The organism is Bacillus sp. BACIII (assembly GCF_057836745.1).
The window spans coordinates 3,225,370-3,247,354 of sequence record NZ_CM174437.1; the positions used below are offsets into that span (position 1 = coordinate 3,225,370).

Below are 21,985 nucleotides of genomic sequence, written 5' to 3' on the forward strand. Positions count from 1 at the left end.
TCTATTGTCCTTCCCGGTCATTCGAAAATCTCAGCTGAAATCCGGAAACAAGGCTTTGCTTTCCGGGTGCCGCGCTTTCCGCTTTCACCTTAGTGTTTGCGTATAAAAACAGCGCAAGCGCAATGCCGAAGGATATGACAAGAATCCATGCTTTTTTCATCCAGATGCCTCCTCACTTTCTATCATCGGCGGCCTTTCTCTTTTTTTTATACGCCAAATCGAAAAAACAATTTTAAAATTCTGTTTTCCTTATATTGAAACTTGCTTTATCATAAAAGTATGCGTTTACATTCGAATAGGGAGGTTATAGCATGACCCCTGTCAATTCAAGCAGTATCGGGAAGATTCAGGCAGCCAGCAAAGGCTTGTCGCCAAAATTGAGAGCGATTGCAGACCATATCGTGAAGGAACCGAAAGACGTGGTTCATCTCTCTATCATTCAGCTGGCGGAAAAAACGAAAAGCTCTGAAGCGACGATTTTCAGGCTGTGCAAGCGGCTCGGTTTTTCCGGCTATCAGGATTTGAAAATCGCGCTTGCTCAGGAAATCGTTCAGGAGCCTGTGCAGCACATTCATGAAGAAATGAGCCCTGATGACGATACCGAAGTCATCATCCAAAAAGTTTTCCGCGCAAATATTTCCGGCCTGACCGATACGTTTCAGTTGTTAGATCCGGCCGATGTTGAAAAAGCGGCAGAGATGATTCACGGCGCAGACAGAATCGAATTTTACGGAAACGGCGGCTCCGGGCTGATCGCCACAGATGCGTATCATAAGTTTATGCGCACGGGCATAAACTGCATCGCTCACACGGACTCTCACTTCCAGGCGATGTCAGCGGGTCTTCTCGGTCCCGGAAGCGCAGTCATCGGGATTTCTCACTCGGGGAGCAACAAGGATGTGCTCGACGCGGTAAAAACGGCCAAATCGCTCGGCGCGGGCACGATCGGCATTACAAGCTACCAAAAGTCGCCGCTCACCCAGATTTCTGACGTTGTGCTGTATACATCAACAAGGGAGACGGCCTTTCGAACGGAAGCGATGTCCGCAAGACTCGCCCAGCTGACGGTCATTGATACACTTTATTTCGCAACGGCACGTCTGCGGCAGGAGAAAACGCTCGCCAACTTGCAGCAAATCAGAAAAATGATTGCGCACAAACGTTTGTAACCGTTTTCTGAATATTTATTTTTCAAAGAGAAAAGCCGATACAGCGGGAATTGAGGCAATTTTGTGAAAAAAATTTTCTTCTCTATCGTTGATTTATAAAAAAATTATTCCTATAATTGACTTTGTAAGGGCATACATTATCAATCTATCTTATTATTCAATTAGAGTAGGCGGGATATATATGAAGGAAACCCAAGCTGTTATCGGTCTGGATATCGGCACGACCAGCACGAAAGCCGTTCTGTTCGGACCAAGAGGCAAAGTGCTATCCAAACATTCGGTTCACTATGATTTAATACAACAGAAGCCGGCATGGGCCGAGCAGGATCCCGAGCACATTTTGGAAGCTGTTATCGCGAGCATCAGAGGCGCCGTCACAAAGGCCGGACTGAGCCCGGACAACCTGCTGGCAATCGGTATCAGCACCGCCATGCACTCATTGATTGCTGTCGATCAAAACGGCGGCTTGCTGACCAAAAGCATCATTTGGGCGGACAACCGAAGCGCCGAGCAATCAAAACGGATTTTAAAAGAAATGAACGGTTTCGATATTTATAAAAGAACGGGCACACCGATTCACCCGATGTCTCCCCTTTCCAAAATTGTGTGGATGAGAGAACAGGATAAGGAGACTTTCGCGAAAGCCGCCAAATTCATCAGTATTAAGGAATATATTTTGCACGAGTTTTTCGGAACTTATGTCGTTGATTATTCGATTGCTTCGGCAACGGGGCTGTTCCGTTTAGAGACGCTTTCATGGGATGAAGAAGCGCTCCGGATTGCCGGAATCCGGGAAGATCAGCTGTCGGACCTCGTGCCGACCACTCACCAGCTATGCGGCCTTGCACCGGAAATCGCGGCACGGATGGGCATTCATGCGGATACTCCGTTTATTATCGGCGCAAATGACGGCGTGCTCGCCAATCTGGGAGTAGGCGCGATCGGCAAAGGCGAGGTAGCCGTTACGATCGGAACAAGCGGAGCCGTACGTTCGGTGACGGATAAGCCGGTGACGGATGAGAAAGCGCGGACGTTCTGTTATGCGCTTACTGACAAGCATTGGGTCATCGGAGGACCGACGAATAACGGAGGCATTATGCTGCGCTGGCTTCGTGATGAGTTCGCTTCTCCTGAGGTCGAAACGGCGAAGCGGCTTGGCATTGATCCGTACGATTTAATGATTGATATCGCGGATAAAGTGCCCGCAGGCTCTGATGGTCTGCTGTTTCTGCCGTTTTTATCAGGAGAGCGCGCGCCGTTTTGGAATCCGAATGCCCGCGGAACGTTTTTCGGCATCAGCCTCCGCCATAAACGGGAGCATTTTATCAGAGCGGTGCTGGAAGGCGTCATCATGAGCGTCTTTTCGATCGGTGTCGCACTGAGAGATTTGGCGGGCCCCGCAAAAGATGTGCGGGCATCCGGAGGGTTTGCGAGATCGCCGCTGTGGAGGCAGATTTTGTCCGATACGATGGGACGGGAAGTCCTCGTTCCGGAAAGTTATGAGGCATCGGCGCTCGGAGCTGCCGTCCTCGCTTTACACAGCATTGGCGAAATGGAACAGATTGAGGATGTTCAGGACTGGATCAGAATTTCTCACCGTCATGAACCGAATGTCAAAAACAGCGAAACATATATTGAGCTGTTTTACTTATACGAGCGGCTGTATGACAAGCTCAAAGATGAATTTGACGTCATCAGTGAATTTCAGCTCAAACAAAGCCGATAATTCTTCTTTGAAAGGGTGAAAAGGTCATGTTACTGTTTATAGTCATTGCCGCTATTATCGTTTTACTCTTATTGATTACGGTCGCTAAGTTAAATCCTTTTATCAGTCTTTTGATTACATCCATTCTTGTCGGTTTTGCAGCGGGCATGAAGCTGCCGGACATTGTCACTTCGATGAAAACCGGGCTCGGCAATACACTGTCTCTGCTTGCGATCGTGCTGGCCCTCGGTACGATGCTCGGAAAAATGATGGCTGAATCAGGCGGTGCGGAGCGGATCGCCCACACCCTGATCGGCCGTTTCGGCAAAAAGAAAGTGCATTGGGCGATGGTGGCCGTCGCTTTTATCGTCGGCATCCCGGTCTTTTTCCAGGTCGGCTTCGTCCTGCTCGTCCCGCTTCTGTTTACGATTGCGATTGAAACCGGTGTTTCATTAGTGACGATCGGAATTCCGCTCCTTGCGGGACTTTCCGTCGTGCACGGATTGGTTCCGCCCCACCCGGCGGCGATGGCAGCTGTCGGCATTTATCACGCCAATGTCGGAAAAACGATTGTGTATTCTTTAATCGTCGGCATTCCGACTGCTATCATCGCAGGGCCGCTTTACGGAAAATGGATCGGTAAGCGCATTCACAAACCCGTCCCCGAACTGTTGAAAAAACAATTTATTGAACGGAATGAAAAACGCAAGCTTCCGGGATTCGCAAATACATTGTTTACGATATTAGTACCGGTGATTCTGATGCTTATGGCAACGCTTGCCGAAATTGCGCTTCCGGAAAAAAGCACGCTCTATGACACTTTTAAATTTATCGGCGACCCTGTCACAGCGCTTTTGATCGCCACGGTTTACTCCTTTTTCAGCCTTGGATTTTATCAGGGCTTTAACAGAGAAAGCATTTTAAAATTCAGCAATGACTGTCTGGGACCGATCGCCTCCATTCTGCTCGTGATCGGAGCCGGCGGCGCTTTTAACAACGTTCTGATTGATTCAGGCGTCGGCACGTATATCGCTGACATGGCGAAGCATTCGAGCTTCTCTCCCGTTCTTTTAAGTTGGACGATCGCGGCGGTCATCCGTGTCGCGACAGGTTCAGCGACTGTCGCCATGATGACGGCGGCCGGTATTGTTGCACCGATTGCATCTGTCATGCCGGGGGTCAGCAGCGAGCTTCTTGTTTTGGCAACGGGAGCGGGCTCTTTGATTCTTTCTCACGTCAACGACTCCGGTTTCTGGCTCATTAAAGAGTATTTCGGAATGACCGTGAAAGAAACGTTCCTGACATGGACGGCGATGGAAACGATTATTTCTGTCAGTGCGATTTGTTTTATTATGATCATTAACGCGTTTATATAAAAACAACCCCCGGCCAAAACCGGGGGTTGTTTTTTATCGGTCATTAACAAGGATATAAGCGGCTTTCACGGGTCCGTGGACGCCGACAACCAAGTCCATTTCGATATCGGCCGAGTTGCTCGGTCCGGTAATATAGTTGATGCAGGAAGGAACGGTGACGCCGTCTCTGATCTGCTGTTTCAATATATCGCTGGCCTGCGTCATTCTCGGCACAATGGAAGATTTCGGGATGATTGCGATATAGGTTTTCGGAAGCAGGCTGACTGATCGGCCGGCATGCTCTGAGGCATACAAAACGACGGTGGCTGATTCAGCGAGCGTGATCTCGCTGAATGTAATGCCTACATTCGCTTGTTCCGCTTTTTCAATATTTTTCGCTCCTTGCTCCGCATCCCATTCCCAAACCGGAATGCCTTCATCCGGCCACTCTTCCGACATAAGAGTCTGCAGGCCGTACGTTTCAAACCGGCTGTCGTTCGGAATGATGACAGGCCCTCCTTCAAAACGGTCCACCTGCGTGCGCAAAGCGGCGTACAGCCCGGCGGCATCCGTTTCGATCAGCTCGGTATGAATGTTGACGCAGTGGTCTTTCAGCATCGTGACAAGATCATCTTCCGTACAGCCCGCATGCGTTTCATATTGAGGCTGGTACTTCCATTCAGGCAGGGACACGCCTGCTTTTCTGCGCTCTCTGCCCAGACGTCCGGCGATCCGGTTTAAAAAGGATTCCTGATGTTTAACCGTCCCTTTCATCATCATTCTTCCCCCTTTTGTTTTTCCCGGTCAAAAAACCAATCTCTGAATCTCGATTTATGCGGCGCCGGGAAGTCCCGGACTGCGGTCCATCCCTTTAACGGCCCCGGCCCTTTTGATATTTTGTCATCTTCCGTAAACGGCGTCATGGCTGCAGGCGCCCATTTTGATCCCATTTTATAAAGGGACGGGGATGACGAGCCGATCCCGAAGGCTTTCATGGCCAGTTTTTCGCCAAACGGCGCTTTGCCCTCTTTTTCAACGATGTTCTGCCGATGCTTGAGCAGCAGCTCGTGCAGCGGAATTTTAACAGGACACGCTTCCGTACAGGCCGCGCATAAGGAAGATGCGTACGGGAGCTCCTTATACTCATCGTATCCGCCGAGAAGGGGCGATAAGACAGCGCCGATCGGACCCGAATAGATGGAACCGTACGAGTGTCCGCCGACATGCCGGTATACGGGACAGACATTGATGCAGGCGGCGCAGCGGATACATTGCAGCACTGATTGAAATTCCGTGCCGAGTATGCGGGAACGACCGTTGTCCACGACCACGAGGTGGAATTCCTCCGGCCCGTCTGCTTCTCCCTCCTGCCGGGGGCCCGTCAGCGCCGTAATGTAACTTGTAAGCCGCTGGCCGACCGCACTTCTCGTCAGCATGCTGACAAGCACTTCAAACTCAGAAAATGAAGGAACGATCCGCTCCATTCCCATCACGGTGATCTGCGTCTTCGGCAGCGCGGACACAAGGCGGCCGTTTCCTTCATTTGTCACGAGACTGACCGATCCCGTATCTGCGATTGCAAAGTTGCAGCCCGTGATGCCGACATCCGCTTCGAGAAATTTTTTCCGGAGGACGCTGCGCGCGTGCATGACGAGCTCTTCCGGTTTTTCGGTCTGTTTGTATTCGAGTCTCTCTTTAAACACGTCACGAATCTGCTCTTTGTTTTTGTGAAGAGCGGGAGCAACGATATGTGACGGCGGATCGTGATCGTCAATCTGGAGAATATATTCGCCGAGATCCGTTTCTGTGACTTCACAGCCCTCTTCTTCAAGCACTTCGTTCATATTGATTTCTTCTGTCACCATGGATTTGGATTTTACGATTTTTTTGGCATTTTTCTGCCGGATGACATCGCGGATATAGGAGGACGCTTCTTCCGCCGTTTCGGCGAAAAATACGTGTCCCCCTCTTTTGGCGACGTTTTCGGCGAGCTGTTCTAAATAGAAATCAAGATTGTCCAGCACATGCTGCCTGATTTCCTCCGCATGGGAACGCCAATCCTCCCAGTTTCCCAATTCCTCTGCCGCCTGAAGCCTTCTCGTCCTGAGCCGTTCCTGCGCTCCGGAGACGGCTCCTCTCATAAACTCATTATCTATTCCTTCTGATACCCGCTCTTTAAAAGCCGCGGTACCGATTTTCATCGCCATGATTTTACCCCCTTGTGGTTTCTCGTGTTATCTGCTGTTCAGCACTTCGGCGATGTGCATGACTCTGACGTTTTTATCCTTACGATCAAGACGCCCGCCGATATTCATCAGACAGCCGCAATCCGCCCCGATCAGCACCTCGGCTTCCGTGTCTTCCACGCAGGCGACCTTTTCATCCACCATTTGCTCAGAGATTTGCGCCATTTTCACTGAAAACGTTCCTCCGAATCCGCAGCATTGATGTTTTCCGGGAAGCGGAGTAAAATCAAGCCCCTTTACATGGCGCAAAAGCTTCATCGGCTCCTCCGACACGCCGAGCAGCCTTGTCATGTGGCACGACGTATGTAATGTCGCTTTTTTATGCAGCACCGCCCCGACATCCTCCACCCCGAGAACATTGACGATAAAATCTGTTAACTCATACGTTTTATCCGCAAGCTGCTGCGCTTTTTCCGCCCACTTCGGATCGTCCTGAAACAGATGCGGATATTCACGGAACATCGTCGTACAGGAACCTGACGGACTGACGACGTACTCCGCTTCCTCAAACGCGGCAATCATCTGCTTCATCGCTTTTTTTGCGTCCGTCACATACCCGCTGTTGTATGCGGGCTGCCCGCAGCAAATCTGACCCTCGGGAAAATCCACCTCACACCCGAGCCGTTCCAGCACCTCAACCGTCGCCTTTCCGACATTGGTCTGGAACATATCCACAAGGCACGTGACAAATAATGAGACTTTCATGATGAACCCCTCTTTCATCCTCAATATGTGATCCGGTCATCTGATGACCTGTTTTTGGAAAGCTCTATAAATATCCTACACTATTCTGAATATGGTTTGGAAGGTTTTTCTGAAAAATCCTTTTGTCCGATGCGCTAAGAGCAAAAAAAAGAGAAGCCCGCAAGCTTCTTTACATCTTATTTTTCAGCAGGCGTCCCAGCCGTTGGACCCCCTCTTTTAGCGCGGCTTTCCCTGCGTAACTGAACGACAGGCGAAGATATTCTGCGCCGTCTTCCTGATTCTGAAAAAAATATTTACCGGGTACATAGGAAACACCGTGAGAAAGAGCCCGCTCCAGAAGTGCGGACGTATCCGCCCCCGGCACTTTCACCCAGACAAAATAACCGCCGTCCGGCACGTGCCAGGATGCGGACTCCGGCAGATATTGCTTTAATGCGGCAAGCAAAACGTCACGTTTGCTCCGGTATGCTTTACACAAGGCGGCGAGCCGTTCTTCAACATTCGTTTGTTCCAAATAGACGGCGGTCACCGCTTGAGAAAATGGATGATCCAAGTCTTTTTTAAACCAAGACAATGCCTTGATGAATGCAGCGTCCCCTGCAATCCAGCCGATTCTCAGACCCGGGGCAATGACTTTTGAAAATGAACCGGCGTACAGCACCCGGCCGTTCTGATCCATGGCTTTCAATGACGGCGGGATATCCGTGAATCCGAGCTCGCCGTATGCGTCATCCTCCAAGATGAGAAAATTATATGTGTCGGCAAGCTGAAGCAGGCGGGTTCTCCGCTTCGCTGACATCACGGTTCCCGCAGGATTCTGAAAAGCGGGTATCGTGTAAAGAAGACGCGGAAGCACAAGCCCTTTTCGTTTTCTTTCCTCAAGCATGAAGGCTAATGTTTCTGTTTGCAGACCGTCTTGATCTGCCGGAATGCTCATCATATGCGGTGTGTAATTTTTAAAAATCTCGAGCGCTTCCATGTAAGCCGGAGCTTCTGCGGCAACGGCGGTTTGTTCATCGAGGAAAACCCGGGCTGCCAGATCTATCGCCTGACAGGCGCCGGAGGTCACGAGCAGCTCATCGTCACGGCAGCGAATGCCGCGGAAGGATAACCGTTCTTGAATCTGCTTTTTTAAAACGGCCGGCCTCGGGCTTCCCATATAATGCAGCGGCAGATCGCGCTCCTCATCCAGAAGGCGGGATGCGGCTTCTTTCAGCTCCTTAGCAGGAACGAGCGCGGGATCGGGATAGCCGGAATGCAGAGGGATGCACGCTTTTGGAACAGCCGGCATCCACTCCCCGGGAGGATCGTTTGTCAAAGCTTTCTTTACATGGTCAGAAAAAAAAGATTTGGCCTGCATGTGATCATATCCCCTTTCACAAGTCAGCTTCTATACATTTTCTTCAAAATAAGCCCCCAGCACTTCTTCCACATTCGTCAGATGCGCGGTCATCGCAGCTTCCGCTTCATCCGCGTCTCCGGCGGCGACGGCGCTGTATATGCGTTCATGCTCTTCATACAATCGCTGCACGCTCGTTCGTTTAGAAAACAGCCAGATTCTTCTCGTTTCTCTCATTGTTTCCAAAAGAAGCGCAGAGACATGATTCATGAGATGCTTGAGCAGGCCGTTTTGTGATGCTTCCGCCAGCGCCATGTGAAAGGAGAAATCTGCTTTTTCGCCCAATTCTTCGTCTCCGTCGATGTCTTTCATCTCCATGAGGGCCTGGCGGATTTTTTGCAAATCCTCTTCGGTGCGTTTTTCAGCGGCCATGGCGGCGACGCCGAGTTCAAGCAGCTTTCTGACTTCGAGCAGCTGTTTGACATCCTCTTTTTTCATTAAGAGAGCGGAAGAAAGCGGCTGGGAAATATGGGACGGCTCAAATTCTCTTATGTATGTGCCTTCTCCCTGCTTCATGTCGACAAGCCCCATCGCTTTTAAAGCTGACAGCGCTTCTCTGACCGCCGAGCGGCTGACCTGAAAGCTCTCGGAAAGCGCCTGAACGGAATCAAGCTTTTCACCCGGCTTAAGCTCGCCCGCTTTTATCTTCTCCAGCAATGCATCAGCGATTTCTTCGTAGATTTTTTTCGTTTTAATTTGTTTATATTTCAACGCGATCACCCCGTCACTTGTGAATCTTGATGTTTATCGTCTATTATACTTCTTTTTTCGCACCGCCGACAGGTTCAGACAATTTGTTCAAGAAAAGGATTGTATTTTCAAAACTTTCAAAATATAATGCTAATTAACCCGGTCATCAGATGACCTTATCATAAAAGTAATCGCTTGCATGACATAAGGAGGGGTTTTTTAGGGATGCAATGGACACAGGGGTATGCTCCATTAGGGGGAAATTTGCTTTTATCGGCAGCTTGCGCGCTCGTGCCGATGATCTTCTTTTTTTGGGCGCTTGCGGTGAAACGGATGAAGGGGTACATAGCGGGGCTTTTGACGTTAGCCATTTCGCTTTTAATCGCTGTATTTGTGTACGGCATGCCGGCGGAAAAAGCGGTGCTGTCGGCTTCGCAGGGAGCGGTGTACGGTCTGCTTCCGATCGGCTGGATTATCGTCACATCGGTCTTTTTGTATAAAATCACCGTGAAAACGGGACAATTTGAGATTATCCGGAGTTCAGTGCTGTCCATTACAGATGACCGGCGTTTGCAGGCGCTGCTCATCGCCTTTTCTTTCGGGGCGTTTTTAGAGGGCGCCGCCGGTTTCGGCGCTCCCGTCGCAATCTCGGCCGCTTTGCTTGTCGGACTTGGTTTTCAGCCGCTTTATGCGGCGGGGATTTGCCTGATTGCCAATACGGCGCCTGTTGCCTTTGGGGCGATCGGCATTCCGATTACCGCCGTCGAAGGTCCGACCGGGATACCGGCTATGGACATTTCCCAAATGGTCGGCCGGCAGCTGCCGTTTTTATCCGTGTTTATACCGCTTTATTTAATCATTTTGATGAGCGGGTTTAAAAAGGCTTTTGAAGTATGGCCGGCCATTCTTGTTTCCGGCGTCTCCTTTGCGGCCGTGCAGTACGCAAGCTCGAACTTTTTAGGGCCTGAACTGCCGGATGTGCTGTCAGCGCTGGTTTCCATGGCCGCGCTCGCTGTGTTTTTAAAGTTTTGGAAACCGAAAACGGCCTTTCATTTCGCGGCAGAACGGGAATCAGCAGCGTCCATCGACGGGGTGCCGGCCGTGTACGGAGGCGCTCAAATATTTAAAGCGTGGTCTCCTTTTCTTCTTCTGACAGCCATGATATCCGTTTGGGGGATTCCCGGCGTGAAGGCCGCCCTGACCGGCCATTATGAAGGAACGTCCATTTGGCTTTCCTGGCTGAATGCAGCCGGGCGAGCATTGACTTTCACGCCTCCCGTCCCATTTGTAAATCAGCAAATTCTTCAGGCGGACGGCACGCCGATTGAAGCGGTGTACAAGCTTGAGCTTCTCGGTTCAGCGGGCACGGCGATTCTGATTGCCGCCGTCATCTCCAAGTTCGCACTCGGCATGTCGTGGAAGACATGGGGCGGGGCGTTTATAGAAACGGTGAAAGAATTGACGCTTCCGATCGTCACCATCGTTTCTGTTGTCGGCTTTGCTTATGTGACGAATGCTTCCGGCATGAGCACGACACTCGGTCTTGCGCTTGCCATGACGGGCGCGATGTTTACCTTTTTTTCACCGGTGCTCGGCTGGCTCGGCGTGTTTATTACCGGCTCTGATACGTCGGCCAATCTGTTATTCGGCGGATTGCAAAAGGTGACGGCGCTCTCCGTCGGGATGGAACCGGTTCTCTCCGTCGCCGCCAATTCATCAGGCGGTGTCACCGGAAAAATGATTTCTCCGCAATCCATTGCGGTTGCCTGTGCCGCTGTCGGTCTGGCGGGCAAGGAATCAGACCTTTTCCGCTTTACGATTAAGCACAGTCTGTTTTTGCTTTTTCTCGTCTGTCTCATGACATTTTTACAGCATCATCTGTTTTCATGGATGATCCCGTAACACGGAGAACCTCCCCGGGTATGGTTCGGGGAGGTTTCAGCTGTACCGTTTTCGCGCAGATGACGGCGGGATATTTAATTGGTCACGGTATTTGGCGACGGTGCGTCTGGAGATTCGGATGTCATGTTGTTCGTGCAGCAGATCGGCAAGCTTTTGGTCTGAAAAAGGTTTCTTTTTATCTTCTTTACGGACCAATGCTTCCAGATGGGCTTTTACGGCATAATTGGAGGCGCCGCCGTCTCCCGATGATTCAGCTTTCGCCGAGAAAAATGTTTTCATTTCATACAGTCCGTACGGCGTCTGAACGTACTTCCCTTTGATGGCCCGGCTGATCGTTGATTCGTGGAGCTCCAGCGTTTCCGCCACCTCTCTTAAGGTCAGCGGCTGCATTCCGCTTTTTCCTGTGAGAAAAAAGGATGCCTGCCGTTCAGTCAGGACGCCGATGATTCTCGTGATGGTTTGTTTTCTTTGCGACAACGCCCGGTTCAGCCAGCGCCATTCCTGATATTTCGCCGACAGATAATTTTTCGTATCACGGCATCCGGCGGCTGACAATAGCGGCTGGTAATGGGCATGAAGCTGGATGTCAGGGAACGAACGGCTGTTGAGCCGCGCTTGAATGGTGCCGTTTTTCACCGTGATGAAAATATCCGGTTCCACGTAAAAACCCGGCTCCTCATGCGCATAACGGAGCCCCGGCCTCGGATCAAGCGCGCTGATCATGTCAAAGATGTCCTGAATGTCTTTCAGCGGAATGCCCGTCTTCATTGTAAGCGCTTTCCAGTTCTTTCTTGCAAATAGCTCAAAATAGGCGCCGGCAATCCATTCCGCCTGTTCGTTCCGCTCAGGCAGACGGCGGAGCTGAAGAAGGATGCATTCCTGCAAAGACCTAGCGCCGATTCCCGCGGGCTCAAGCGATTGAAGCTTTGCGAGAACCGCTTCCGTCTCCTCCAATGATGCGGATACATGGTCGGCAGCAGCTTGTATGTCCTCATTTAAATATCCGTTTGAATCCAAAGAATATATCAGATAATTAAAAATTTTCTTCTCATCATCGGACAGCTTCATGTCTAAGGCCTGCTGTTTGAGCGAATCCTGCAGCGTTTTGCGCGTAAGTCTGATCTGCTGGCTTCCGTCCCGTTCTTTCATCCTGTTTTTACTTGTTTTATGGTAAGATAGTGGCGGCGTGTCTGTTTCCTTTCGTTCAATCAGAGGGTTTTCCAGTGAGAGCTCATCAATATATCCGGCCAGTTCCGCGGAATTGTATCCGAGTAATGCGATGGCCTGTTTAAGCTCTTGCGTTAATTGAGGCTTTAACATTTGTGTTTGCTGAAGTTTCATATCCATCATGCTCACTCCCCTTTTTTCATTGTACATGATTGGTTTCATACCGTATATACTTATTAAAAGGAGTTGCTTTATAGATGTCAGAACTTTTTTCTGTTCCGTATTTTATTGAAAACTTTACACAGCATATTGAAATGAATCCGAATGAAGACCGAATTCATGCGATGAACAGCTATTACCGCTCCGTCGTCTCAACCCTTGTCCAGGATCAGCTGACAAAGAACTCGGTTGTGCTCAAAAGAATTCAGCATTTGGATGAGGCATATAACAAAGTAAAACGTGGAGAAACAAAATAAACCTTCCGCTCATTCAAAGCGGAAGGTTTTCCTTCGTGCCGGCGGTTTCCCCGATCAGACGGACGTCCGGCGCTTCGTGCATCCAAGTGTGATAATAGTTGGCGTTTTTCCCGTATGAATTATCAATGACGGTATTTGGTTTCCCGAGAAGCGAGGACAGAATGTGGCCGTGAAGCCTTGACGTTTCCACCGATTCGTACCTGCTGAAAAACAGGACCGCTTTTTTCGTTAAGAAATCGGAATAGAGTTTCCAAAACCGCGCAATCGGCAGCGGGTTTCCCGCTTTTTTATTCAAAACATTCAGCGTTTGGAAAAAAGCGATCCCCCGGCGGTCGCTTGCTGACAGCACATGCTGCCAGTCGCAGCTTTCAACGGAAGAATCGGTTTGCAGATTCGGATTGATTTCCCCGTCCGTGCGGATAAAATGAAGCTTGCCGCGTGACGGAGCAGCTGCCGTCCGAATCGGATACAGCTGATGGGCCATATCCGGCATAAGCCCGATATGATTTGCCGAAAAAAAGCGTTTCGCGGTTTCGTATGACACATGATCTCTCGTAAACAGGTGCAGATCCTTGTGCTCCGCAAAAAGCGCCGCTGTCTTTCGCAGCCGTGTTTTATCCTGATAATAGATGGTTTGCGGCAGAATGACGATCCTGTTTTCCGGAAAGGCTTTGACGATTCTTTCTCTGAACGTCTGATAGTACGGGTAGAGATCCCCGAAATTCCCGCCTCCCTGGCAGACGATGATCGTTTCTTTGCCCGCCCGGCGCCCAAATGGAAAATTATCTGGATTCCAGCGCTGTTTCACGCGGATGCCGTGCGCTTTAAAAAACGCCTCCGTCCCTTTCATAATTAATAAATCCCCTACATTTCCGTAGAGGGGATAGTCGGCATACATGATGTCAGACTTGGGCGGTATGACGCTGAGCAGACCTGCCAGCGTCTCTTTTAATCGGCTCATGACATGGCGGCTGTCCATGTTTTCTCCCCTTTCGTTTCAAACAGGTGCGCAAGTGCGTCAATGACACGCTGCTGCTCATCAATAGACAAGTCAGATCCGGACGGCAGACAAATCCCTCGGCTGAAAAGATTCTCAGAGACCCGCTCATCTTCACTATGAGGATAAAAGACAGAAGACGAGAAAAGCGGCTGCGTATGCAGCGGTTTCCACAACGGACGGGCCTCAATATTGTGTTTTGCAAGACAAGCGACGGCTTCTTCCGGCGTCACGCCGTTATCAAGCGTCAGAGCCGTGAGCCAGCGGTTTGAAACCGTTCCTTCAAGCTCCGGCATCATGCGGATTCCCGGATACGTTTCCAGCGCTTCCCGATACCTGTGAAAAATGTCTCTCCTCGCCCGGACACGATCTTCGAGCACTTCCAGCTGTGATATACCCACACCTGCGAGAATGTTGCTGAGTCTGTAGTTATAACCGAGCTCGCTGTGCTGGTAATGAACGGCGGCATCTCTCGCCTGTGACGCAAGAAACCTCGCTTTTTCAATCGCAGCTTCATCGTCAGACACGAGCATGCCGCCTCCCGATGTTGTAATGATTTTGTTTCCGTTAAAGGAATAAATGCTGAAACGGCCGAATGTGCCGCTCTGCCTGCCTTTATATGTTGATCCTAAAGACTCGGCAGCATCTTCAATCAGACAGACGCCATATGCGTCGCAAAGACTCATGAGTTCATCCATTTTTGCGCTTTGGCCGTAAAGATTGACGGCGATCACCGCTTTCGGGAGCCTGCCGCGCCGTTTTGCATCCCGGAGCGCCCGCTCAAGCGCATCGGGCGACATGTTCCACGTCTCCCATTCCGAATCAATAAAAATGGGCTCTGCCTGCTCGTACACAATCGGATTCGCCGTGGCGACAAATGTAAAGGAGGGGCAAAATACAGCGTCTCCTTTTTTCACACCCGCAAGCCGCAGGGCAAGATGGATGGCCGCCGTTCCCGAGCTTACGGCCGCCGCGCTTTTCACTCCCGCATATTCCGCCAGCCGCGCTTCAAACGAATTGACGAGCGGACCGAGCGGCGCAATCCAATTGGAACGGAAGGCTTCCGCGATGTATTCCTGTTCTTTTCCGCTCATATGCGGCGGAGACAAATAAATCCGTTTGTTTGTATGCATGAAATCATCCTTTTTCATTATGAATAGAGGAGATGACGCGGGCCGGAACGCCGACCGCCGTCACATGGCCGGGAATCCGGCTGATGACAGCAGCCCCCGCACCGATCACGGACCAAGGGCCGATGTCCATCTGCGGTATGACGGACGCGCCGATTCCGACGTGCGCTCCTTCCCCGACTTTCACTCCGCCGGCAAGCGCCGCGCGCGGTGAAAGATGGACGTAATCTCCGATTGCATTGTCATGATCGGCAACCGCACCCGTATTGATGATGCAATGGGCGCCGATGTCAGCGCCCGTCTGAATGACGGCGCCCGCCATCACAACCGTTCCGTGTCCGACGGAGGCCGTTTCACTGACGATTGCCCTTGGGTGAATGAGTGCGGCATAATCGTCTTGTTCAATCCCAAGCCTTTCAGCAAGCTGCTTTCTGACACCGTTATGTCCGATGCATAACGTGAACACGGCTTCGGGGACGAGTTGCAGAAGCATGTGCACGTCTTTCGTCCGGCCCGTATATAAACCGTTCCGAACGGCAAAACCGCTGAATCCGTCGTCCAATACGCCCGCAAGCTCCATATCGGAACGGGCCTGCACGATTTCCTTCACCACTTTTCCGTGTCCGCCGTTTCCGATCAGCACGATCTTTTTCACGATGACATATCTCCGCTGCCTGTGAAGCGCTTTGCCGTCACTTGGCCGTCTTGGTGTATGCCTTCTGACACGAGAACTTTTTTCACCGTTAAAAGCAGAATCTTTAAGTCGAGAAGGAATGAGCGGTTGTCGACATACCACACGTCAAGCTTGAATTTCTCTTCCCAGGAAATCGCGTTTCTCCCGTTAATCTGCGCCCAGCCCGTAATTCCCGGTTTCACCTCGTGCCGCCGCGCCTGCTCCGCCGTGTAAAGCGGCAGATAATCCATCAGCAAAGGGCGGGGGCCGACCAGACTGATATCGCCTTTGATCACATTAAAAAGCTGGGGAAGCTCGTCGATGCTTAGTTTTCTGATCAGCTTCCCCGTTTTGGTCAGACGGAGATGATCCGGAAGCAGCACACCGTTTTCATCACGCGCATCCGTCATCGTCCTGAGTTTATACAACGTAAACGGACGCCCGTTATGCCCCGGTCTCGTCTGTTTGAATAATACGGGAGACCCGATGGCGCATCTGACGGCTGCCATGGCGAAGAAAAGAATGACACTTGCGCCGCACAATAACAACATCGCGGCTGCTATATCAAATACACGTTTCGCCTTCAAATCTGAACAGCTCCTTTCACTTTTCGGCATTTCTGTAAAGCAAGCCGCCTTTCTTCTTTCGTACAAATGAAGAAAAAAGCGAATGCGGCATAGCTCATGCATACGGCAAGTCCCGCGGCGATCAGACCGGCCCAGCTGTCAAGCGGTGAAAACAGCCGGATACCCCGGCAGACAGCCCAGGCAAATGCGGCCGCCGCCAACGGACCGAACATGCCTTTGTAAAACGCGGTTTTCTGAAAGCCGGTAATATGCGAAACATACAGCGGCGTGAAGACGGCGTTTTTCAACATGAGGGAGACAGCCCCGGCAATGGTGATGCCGTACAGGCCGAGATGAGCCGGTCCGCTGAGAACCACGGCCAATATGACATTCAGTCCGCCTAAGCATAAAGTAACGACGGCGGGCGTTTTTTGTTTATTAAAAGCCGTCCATACGTAAAAAAGCGGCATGACAGAGAGACTGACCGCCAAGTACCCGGCGTGAATGTATAAAAGCGGCGCCGTCTGTACAAATGACGGGCCCAGCCAAATCGCCAGAAACGGTTCCGCAAGCCCTCCCAATAATGCCGCGGGAAGCGCGAGCAGAAGCCCGTTCAGCCGCACGGCCTTATTGGCGTAAGACAGGAGGCCTTCCATATCGCCTTTTGAATAGCAGGAAGTCAAAACCGGCGCAAACAGCGAAGCAAGCGTCCCGGCAAGACTTCTGAGCAGGAGCGGAAATTGAATAATCGCGGCATAGACACCCGCTTCAGACGGCCCCAGCACGAGGTTGGCCGTCATGAGGTCAATCTGCAGAAACAGCAGCACGCCGATCTGGTTGACAGAGCTCCAGGCACCGGCCGAAAACAGCACTTTGCCCGTCTGTAATGACAAGGTTTTACGGCTGAAAGAAAACCACGGAATCAATTTCTTAAAAAAGAAAAACGTCAGCACCGCAGCACAGACGGCTCCCGCTAAAGCCGAAAGCTGGATCTGCCAGATCTTCGGCGGCAGGCACGTAAACAGAGCGAGCACACACAGCACCCTGACCAGCATTTGCACGGCCTGAATAGAACTTGTGATATAAAGCTTGTTGGCAAAAAACGGCCCCGTCGCGAATCCCGCCGTCAAAAACGTCAGCATAAACAGCACACTGCCGATGACGATAGAGAGCCTCACATCCGTAACCAGCCCGGCCGGCACATTCATGATCTTGTCAATATAAAAAGCCGTCCCAGCGAGCGGCACAGCGAGCAAAAGCGATATCACGGCAGACGCGGCTAAATAATTGCTTACATACGCATTGGCCTCATCCCTGTTGCCCCTGTGGGCGGCGACGGTGAAAAACCTCACAACGACAGAGCTCAGCGCAACGGTAATAATTGAGAAATAGTTAATGATATTCTGTGTCAGATGGACAAATCCAAAAGCCTCCACACCTAATGTTTTCACAATAAAGGGCGTCATCCACACTGATAAAAACACCGATAGTAAAAACGCCGTCACATTAGCGCCGAAATTAATGGCAAATTTCATGCTCCTTCCGCACTGCCTTTCTCTTTCGTTTTCCGTTCGAAAAACGCATGCAGAAGAAGCGGAAGGCGCATTTTGCACAGACCGAGCACCACACGCTCTCCCGCCAGCAGCTGTTTATGCCGGCACGGCGTGCTGCGCACCGCCGTTTTTACCATGTCATACGTCAAAATTCTGCCGATGTGCGCCGTAATCTGATGTGACGGCTGCGGGGCGGCGCATGCGTTGGCGATCAGCATCGGGATCTGATGCTTGCACAAATACGTATCGATATCGCCCCGGCAGGCGTCCGTCAGCCCGTTCGCCTCATAAAAAGCCATTTTCGCTTCATATTGCTTCTGAAGTTCGTCATCTAAGTGAGGCTTAAACGGTGTTTCTGTAAGGCTTTGCGGGTTTTCCCGGTACACGTACAGCCCTTCATCTATCACTTTGACACGCGAGGCTTGGCGGAACGCTGCCAAGTTAAACGGAGAATCTTCGGCAAACCGGATATCTTCATGGAACAACAGCCCTTGCAGCGCTTCTCTCCGGTATATATAGCGCCACACATACCAAATAAACCGATGTTCGTGCGCGCGGGTCAGCAATGCAGTCATCTCAGCCGCCGTGAAGACGCGGCCCGGCGGAAGGGACGGCGGCATATACGTTCTTTCTTTAGACGGCGTTTCTTTGTAATAACCGCAGCCGGCGATATCAAGCCGGTTCTTCTCCGCTTCTTCATAAAGCCGCTCGAACATCGTTTCCGCCACATAGTCATCGCCGTCCGCAAAGCCGATATAACGGCCGCGGGCGGCTTTTATTCCGGCATTGCGGGCCGAGCTGAGGCCGCCGTTTTCTTTATGAATCACCCGGATTCTCGTATCTTCTGCGGCGAATTGTTCGGCAATCCGGCCGGACTGATCCGGTGAGCCGTCATTGACGAAAATGATTTCGATGTCTCTCAGCGTCTGTTTTGTTAAAGATACCGCGCATTCTTCAATAAAAGGCTCTGTCTTATACATCGGGACGATCACGCTCACAAGCGGCGCGTTCATTGGGCATCACCGCTGATCTTCGAGCGCAGCCCGGCAAAATAAACACTGCGCAAAGAATCGCCTGCCTCATGCTTGCCGCTCAGCAGCCCGTTTACAGCGGCCGTCACGGCTTCAGGCTCCGGACGTTCAAGCAGTGTCATGTTCGGTATATGTTTCAGCCATTGAAAGCCTTCCATCACTTTATGATCAAACGAACGAATGACGACACAAGGCGTTTTCGTCAGCGCGCAAAAAATCATCCCGTGAAGCCTGTCAGTGACTACCGCCTCCGCGCCTTTCAGCGTATTCCACAGCGCCTCCAGCTCCCCTTCGCGTGTATGGCGGCTGACCCTCCGGCCGACCGTCGTGGTAAAAGTATGCAGCTCTCCGTACTCTTTTTTCAAAGCTTCTTTTACCATCGTTCTTTCCTCAGCTGTCAGCGCACTCTCCTTATCCTCCCGTAAACAAAGGTAGATCCCTTCCCGCGGGATGCGCCGCTCGCTTTTATCCAAATATAAGACCATATCAGGCTGTTTGAGCACAGTTTTTCCCGGAAAATGCCGCTTCATCCATTGATACGTCGTCTCATCTCTCGCCATCAGCAGAAGATCGGGATGCGCATTGTACACTTTTTGGGCGCGTTTCAGTTCCTTCCGCCCCTTTTTTGAATCAGAAAAGTGAGCCGTCGCCGGAAGCTGAACGATCCGATACTGCCGGAATGTTTTTATAATAAAACGGCGCGTCCATTCCTCATACCGGTACAAATCCCCTATGTTCCCGCCGCCGATGATGAATACCATATCATCGGGATGGCGCTTTTTGATCAGCGCTTTTGCGGACCTGTAAATATCCTTCATATCGACCTCAATCAGGTCAAAATCGGGATATTCCCGTTCAAGAAACGTTTTGCTTGCGTAGGCGATGGCATGATCACCGAGATTATCGTGGGACGGAAGCAGCGTCAGAATGATCTTTTTTCTTGCCGCTGTATGCTCCGCCCTGTCCGCTGCCGTTCCGAAATGAAATTGGGACGGGTATTTGACCTTTAGCAAAAGCCATTCCGCGAGATTGATTTTTAAAGATTGTATCGACATGTCTTCACCCTCTGATTTTCATTTTGTACTCGATTGCCCGCTGATACGCGGCTGATGCCAGCGATACGAACGGAATCAGCTTCAGCCTCGCCAAAAGCAGAAGGCATGAGCGTTTAGCATCAAACGGCGCCGTTCCGGTTTTGGAAAGACTCAGCCGAAACACGGGATCAGCGCATATCCGGCTGATATTCCGCCATTTTTCGGAGAACCGGCCGCCGTTGTTCCGCTTCCATTCATTCAGCAGGCAGACCGTTCCATGCTGGACGATAAAATAATCAAGCTCCTGCCGGTATTCCTGTAAGCAGCCGTTTTCACGCAAAAAAGCCTCGTTCAGCCGGTAGAGAACGAGACCTGAGTCAAACAGCTTTTTCTGATAGCTTTGCACAATGGAAGTCAAGTGAATCCGATAATGATAGAGCGGCTGATCCACGTACGAGACCGCATCGGCGAAAACATGCGCCCGGAGGCTGAAGTACTGATCCTCCACGTGCTCAAGCTCATCCCGAAGCGGAAAGCGCAGCCGATGCTGTTCGATCATGGCCCTTTTGTACAGCTTGTTCCATGAAAATCCGCTGACTCTTCCTTCAAATAAATCTTTCAGGTACAGCTGTTTCGGGCGGCCATCGTAGGCTGAAGCGATCGTTGAAACGGCGGTTTTCCCCGTATCCGCAAATTCGGCCGCATATTCGCAAATCACGAGATCAGCCTGAGACCCCTTCGCTTTTTCATACATACGCAGGCAATAGTCGGGTTCAACCCAGTCGTCCGCATCAATAAAAGCGATAAACTCGCCGCGCGCCGCCTCAATCCCCTTGTTGCGGACCGCGCCCAGTCCCCGGTTTTGCTGATGAATGACCCGGATTCTCTCATCCCGCTTCTGATAGGTTTCAAGAATGTCCGGGCTTTGATCTGTTGACCCGTCATTGACGGCGATGATTTCGATATTGGCGAGCGACTGATTGAGCAATGAATCTAAGCATCTTTCTAAATAAGATTCCGTATTATACACAGCAATTAATAAACTGACCGCGGGTGTTTCCATATAAACCTCCAGTATTCATTACCGGGAAAAAATCGTTCTGTACGGAAGCACAGACGAATCGACCGGCATAAGCAAATAGCTGTAAAGAAAATAACAGACAATAATGGCGATATAGATCAGCGCATTCGATTTTTCATCAAAAATCCTCACAAAATAAGGGATCAGGATCATTTGGTAAAGGCCGAAATATATATTAAACCGGGCAAAAATAACATCCTTTGTCGCCAGCAGACCGAAAAGCAGACCCAGCAGACAGAAATTCACGATGACATCAATGTCAGGCCAGAGCTTCCGCAGCCGCTCCCGATAGCAAAAAGCCAAGAACAGCGGCAGAAGCAGCACCGCGATTTTTACGACGTTCATCCCGTTCGTGTTGGTCATCAGCCATTTCTCATAATGACCGTACGAACTGTTTTCCAGCACGACGACAAACAGCGAAATGAACTTCTGATACAGAAACGTCATGAGAAGAAACAAGGCCGACAGCCCGAAAATCGCGGGCGACCAGGCTCTTCTTCTGACAATGAAATAAACCGGAATCATGATTAAGGCCGAGGAATGAAAGAGCGAACACAACAGCACGATGGACATATAACGCTTCCAGCTTCCATTTATCACATAGCGGACGGCCCAAAACAAAACAGCCGCCACCATATACTGCCTGATTCCGTTAAAGGAAGCGTAATAATGATACGTGCCCAAAAACAAAAATACACTCAGTTCAAATGGACGTCCGAACTCAACGAGCCCCTTTAAAATAAAGCTGCACGTCACGACCGCCACGGTGAAATACATGATTTGCGGATCTTTCGTGATAAAATTCATGAGCCAGATAAGAGCGGTAAATCCCGGATCAACGGCTGCTTTTTTCGCTCCGAACCCGAAGATCTCCCATATGCTCCCGTAATTTCCCGCCAGTTTGTACATCAGCGCGTACGTCTGAAAGTCTGTCCCGACTCTGTAGCGCAAACCGGAAACCAATACAAGCGATGCCAGCGGAACGAGCATGACGAGCTGATTCGGCCGGTATCCGGTTGAAAGCGATTGATCACGCCCGCCGCACATTTTTGCGAACCATGACCAAATATAAACAATTCCCATATTGACTACATATACAATCATTC

At 50.8% G+C, this 21,985-nt stretch carries 21 protein-coding genes; 5 read left to right on the forward strand and 16 right to left on the reverse strand.

What is annotated here, in order from left to right; genetic code table 11:
* Position 1: 1 nt before the first annotated feature.
* Positions 2-160 carry a hypothetical protein gene (locus ACXN9U_RS15845; RefSeq protein ID WP_016937878.1) on the reverse strand — a complete coding sequence of 53 codons (159 nt, stop codon included), beginning with the start codon at positions 158-160 and terminating at the stop codon, positions 2-4.
* Between the two features lie 151 nt (positions 161-311).
* On the opposite strand from ACXN9U_RS15845, the gene ACXN9U_RS15850 reads away from it, so the two are divergent.
* From ACXN9U_RS15850 to ACXN9U_RS15860, 3 genes are all read left to right on the forward strand, one after another.
* Positions 312-1,169 carry a MurR/RpiR family transcriptional regulator gene (locus ACXN9U_RS15850; RefSeq protein WP_060964229.1) on the forward strand — a complete coding sequence of 286 codons (858 nt, stop codon included), beginning with the start codon at positions 312-314 and terminating at the stop codon, positions 1,167-1,169.
* Positions 1,170-1,350: 181 nt separating this feature from the next.
* The gene (gntK, locus tag ACXN9U_RS15855; protein ID WP_060964228.1) at positions 1,351-2,895 is read left to right on the forward strand and encodes a gluconokinase; all 1,545 of its coding nucleotides are present in this window, start codon (positions 1,351-1,353) and stop codon (positions 2,893-2,895) included.
* A 26-nt stretch (positions 2,896-2,921) separates the two neighbouring features.
* On the forward strand, positions 2,922-4,250 hold the full coding sequence (locus ACXN9U_RS15860; protein ID WP_060964227.1) for a GntP family permease: 1,329 nt from the start codon (positions 2,922-2,924) through the stop codon (positions 4,248-4,250).
* 33 nt (positions 4,251-4,283) lie between these two features.
* On the opposite strand, the gene ACXN9U_RS15865 is transcribed toward ACXN9U_RS15860, so the two are convergent.
* The 5 genes from ACXN9U_RS15865 to lutR all read right to left on the reverse strand — a co-directional run bounded on the left by ACXN9U_RS15865 (position 4,284) and on the right by lutR (position 9,290).
* On the reverse strand, positions 4,284-5,006 hold the full coding sequence (locus tag ACXN9U_RS15865; protein WP_060964226.1) for a LutC/YkgG family protein: 723 nt from the start codon (positions 5,004-5,006) through the stop codon (positions 4,284-4,286).
* Positions 5,006-6,436 carry a LutB/LldF family L-lactate oxidation iron-sulfur protein gene (locus tag ACXN9U_RS15870; protein WP_060964225.1) on the reverse strand — a complete coding sequence of 477 codons (1,431 nt, stop codon included), beginning with the start codon at positions 6,434-6,436 and terminating at the stop codon, positions 5,006-5,008. Before ACXN9U_RS15870 ends, ACXN9U_RS15865 begins: the two co-directional genes overlap by 1 nt.
* Positions 6,437-6,463: 27 nt before the next feature.
* Positions 6,464-7,180 carry a (Fe-S)-binding protein gene (locus tag ACXN9U_RS15875; RefSeq protein ID WP_060964224.1) on the reverse strand — a complete coding sequence of 239 codons (717 nt, stop codon included), beginning with the start codon at positions 7,178-7,180 and terminating at the stop codon, positions 6,464-6,466.
* Positions 7,181-7,349: 169 nt separating this feature from the next.
* Positions 7,350-8,540, reverse strand: a complete 1,191-nt coding sequence (locus ACXN9U_RS15880) for an aminotransferase-like domain-containing protein (RefSeq protein WP_489201891.1) — start codon at positions 8,538-8,540, stop codon at positions 7,350-7,352.
* Between the two features lie 30 nt (positions 8,541-8,570).
* Positions 8,571-9,290: an L-lactate utilization/bacilysin biosynthesis transcriptional regulator LutR gene (gene lutR / locus ACXN9U_RS15885; protein WP_060964222.1), complete on the reverse strand. Its 720-nt coding sequence runs from the start codon at positions 9,288-9,290 to the stop codon at positions 8,571-8,573.
* A gap of 204 nt (positions 9,291-9,494) precedes the next feature.
* Here lutR and lutP point away from each other — a divergent pair, with 204 nt between their 5' ends.
* Positions 9,495-11,171: an L-lactate permease LutP gene (lutP, locus tag ACXN9U_RS15890; protein ID WP_489201892.1), complete on the forward strand. Its 1,677-nt coding sequence runs from the start codon at positions 9,495-9,497 to the stop codon at positions 11,169-11,171.
* A gap of 36 nt (positions 11,172-11,207) precedes the next feature.
* Here the strand turns inward: lutP and rpoN are convergent, their stop codons facing one another.
* Complete coding sequence (gene rpoN / locus ACXN9U_RS15895) at positions 11,208-12,518, reverse strand: RNA polymerase factor sigma-54 (RefSeq protein ID WP_489202504.1); 1,311 nt, start codon at positions 12,516-12,518, stop codon at positions 11,208-11,210.
* 77 nt (positions 12,519-12,595) lie between these two features.
* Here rpoN and yvfG point away from each other — a divergent pair, with 77 nt between their 5' ends.
* Complete coding sequence (yvfG, locus tag ACXN9U_RS15900) at positions 12,596-12,814, forward strand: protein YvfG (RefSeq protein ID WP_003151570.1); 219 nt, start codon at positions 12,596-12,598, stop codon at positions 12,812-12,814.
* Between the two features lie 13 nt (positions 12,815-12,827).
* On the opposite strand, the gene ACXN9U_RS15905 is transcribed toward yvfG, so the two are convergent.
* From ACXN9U_RS15905 to epsG, 9 genes are read right to left on the reverse strand one after another with little or no spacing between them, the layout of a single operon-like run.
* Entirely contained in the window at positions 12,828-13,793 is a 966-nt protein-coding gene (locus ACXN9U_RS15905) for a polysaccharide pyruvyl transferase family protein (RefSeq protein WP_489201893.1), read from the reverse strand.
* The gene (locus tag ACXN9U_RS15910; protein WP_489201894.1) at positions 13,772-14,944 is read right to left on the reverse strand and encodes a DegT/DnrJ/EryC1/StrS family aminotransferase; all 1,173 of its coding nucleotides are present in this window, start codon (positions 14,942-14,944) and stop codon (positions 13,772-13,774) included. The genes ACXN9U_RS15905 and ACXN9U_RS15910 overlap by 22 nt, the downstream gene beginning before the upstream one ends.
* Before the next feature lie 4 nt (positions 14,945-14,948).
* Complete coding sequence (locus tag ACXN9U_RS15915; protein WP_489201895.1) at positions 14,949-15,596, reverse strand: acetyltransferase; 648 nt, start codon at positions 15,594-15,596, stop codon at positions 14,949-14,951.
* Positions 15,593-16,201 carry a sugar transferase gene (locus tag ACXN9U_RS15920; RefSeq protein WP_060964217.1) on the reverse strand — a complete coding sequence of 203 codons (609 nt, stop codon included), beginning with the start codon at positions 16,199-16,201 and terminating at the stop codon, positions 15,593-15,595. The genes ACXN9U_RS15915 and ACXN9U_RS15920 overlap by 4 nt, the downstream gene beginning before the upstream one ends.
* Positions 16,198-17,715, reverse strand: a complete 1,518-nt coding sequence (locus tag ACXN9U_RS15925) for an MATE family efflux transporter (protein WP_489201896.1) — start codon at positions 17,713-17,715, stop codon at positions 16,198-16,200. Before ACXN9U_RS15925 ends, ACXN9U_RS15920 begins: the two co-directional genes overlap by 4 nt.
* Positions 17,712-18,746 (reverse strand): glycosyltransferase, encoded by a 1,035-nt coding sequence (locus tag ACXN9U_RS15930; protein ID WP_489201897.1) that lies wholly within the window; start codon positions 18,744-18,746, stop codon positions 17,712-17,714. The genes ACXN9U_RS15925 and ACXN9U_RS15930 overlap by 4 nt, the downstream gene beginning before the upstream one ends.
* Positions 18,743-19,819 (reverse strand): polysaccharide pyruvyl transferase family protein, encoded by a 1,077-nt coding sequence (locus tag ACXN9U_RS15935; RefSeq protein ID WP_489201898.1) that lies wholly within the window; start codon positions 19,817-19,819, stop codon positions 18,743-18,745. The genes ACXN9U_RS15930 and ACXN9U_RS15935 overlap by 4 nt, the downstream gene beginning before the upstream one ends.
* 4 nt (positions 19,820-19,823) lie before the next feature.
* Complete coding sequence (locus tag ACXN9U_RS15940) at positions 19,824-20,861, reverse strand: glycosyltransferase family 2 protein (protein WP_489201899.1); 1,038 nt, start codon at positions 20,859-20,861, stop codon at positions 19,824-19,826.
* Positions 20,862-20,879: 18 nt separating this feature from the next.
* Positions 20,880-21,983, reverse strand: a complete 1,104-nt coding sequence (gene epsG, locus ACXN9U_RS15945; RefSeq protein WP_016937859.1) for a biofilm exopolysaccharide biosynthesis protein EpsG — start codon at positions 21,981-21,983, stop codon at positions 20,880-20,882.
* Positions 21,984-21,985 lie beyond the last annotated feature (2 nt).

Coding starts and splice junctions, on each gene's coding strand:
- ACXN9U_RS15845 (WP_016937878.1), bottom strand. CDS start 160: ATGAAAAAAGCATGGATTCTTGTCATATCCTTCGGCATTGCGCTTGCG.
- ACXN9U_RS15850 (WP_060964229.1), top strand. CDS start 312: ATGACCCCTGTCAATTCAAGCAGTATCGGGAAGATTCAGGCAGCCAGC.
- gntK (WP_060964228.1), top strand. CDS start 1,351: ATGAAGGAAACCCAAGCTGTTATCGGTCTGGATATCGGCACGACCAGC.
- ACXN9U_RS15860 (WP_060964227.1), top strand. CDS start 2,922: ATGTTACTGTTTATAGTCATTGCCGCTATTATCGTTTTACTCTTATTG.
- ACXN9U_RS15865 (WP_060964226.1), bottom strand. CDS start 5,006: ATGATGAAAGGGACGGTTAAACATCAGGAATCCTTTTTAAACCGGATC.
- ACXN9U_RS15870 (WP_060964225.1), bottom strand. CDS start 6,436: ATGGCGATGAAAATCGGTACCGCGGCTTTTAAAGAGCGGGTATCAGAA.
- ACXN9U_RS15875 (WP_060964224.1), bottom strand. CDS start 7,180: ATGAAAGTCTCATTATTTGTCACGTGCCTTGTGGATATGTTCCAGACC.
- ACXN9U_RS15880 (WP_489201891.1), bottom strand. CDS start 8,540: ATGCAGGCCAAATCTTTTTTTTCTGACCATGTAAAGAAAGCTTTGACA.
- lutP (WP_489201892.1), top strand. CDS start 9,495: ATGCAATGGACACAGGGGTATGCTCCATTAGGGGGAAATTTGCTTTTA.
- rpoN (WP_489202504.1), bottom strand. CDS start 12,518: ATGGATATGAAACTTCAGCAAACACAAATGTTAAAGCCTCAATTAACG.
- yvfG (WP_003151570.1), top strand. CDS start 12,596: ATGTCAGAACTTTTTTCTGTTCCGTATTTTATTGAAAACTTTACACAG.
- ACXN9U_RS15905 (WP_489201893.1), bottom strand. CDS start 13,793: ATGGACAGCCGCCATGTCATGAGCCGATTAAAAGAGACGCTGGCAGGT.
- ACXN9U_RS15910 (WP_489201894.1), bottom strand. CDS start 14,944: ATGCATACAAACAAACGGATTTATTTGTCTCCGCCGCATATGAGCGGA.
- ACXN9U_RS15925 (WP_489201896.1), bottom strand. CDS start 17,715: ATGAAATTTGCCATTAATTTCGGCGCTAATGTGACGGCGTTTTTACTA.
- ACXN9U_RS15930 (WP_489201897.1), bottom strand. CDS start 18,746: ATGAACGCGCCGCTTGTGAGCGTGATCGTCCCGATGTATAAGACAGAG.
- ACXN9U_RS15935 (WP_489201898.1), bottom strand. CDS start 19,819: ATGTCGATACAATCTTTAAAAATCAATCTCGCGGAATGGCTTTTGCTA.
- ACXN9U_RS15940 (WP_489201899.1), bottom strand. CDS start 20,861: ATGGAAACACCCGCGGTCAGTTTATTAATTGCTGTGTATAATACGGAA.
- epsG (WP_016937859.1), bottom strand. CDS start 21,983: ATGATTGTATATGTAGTCAATATGGGAATTGTTTATATTTGGTCATGG.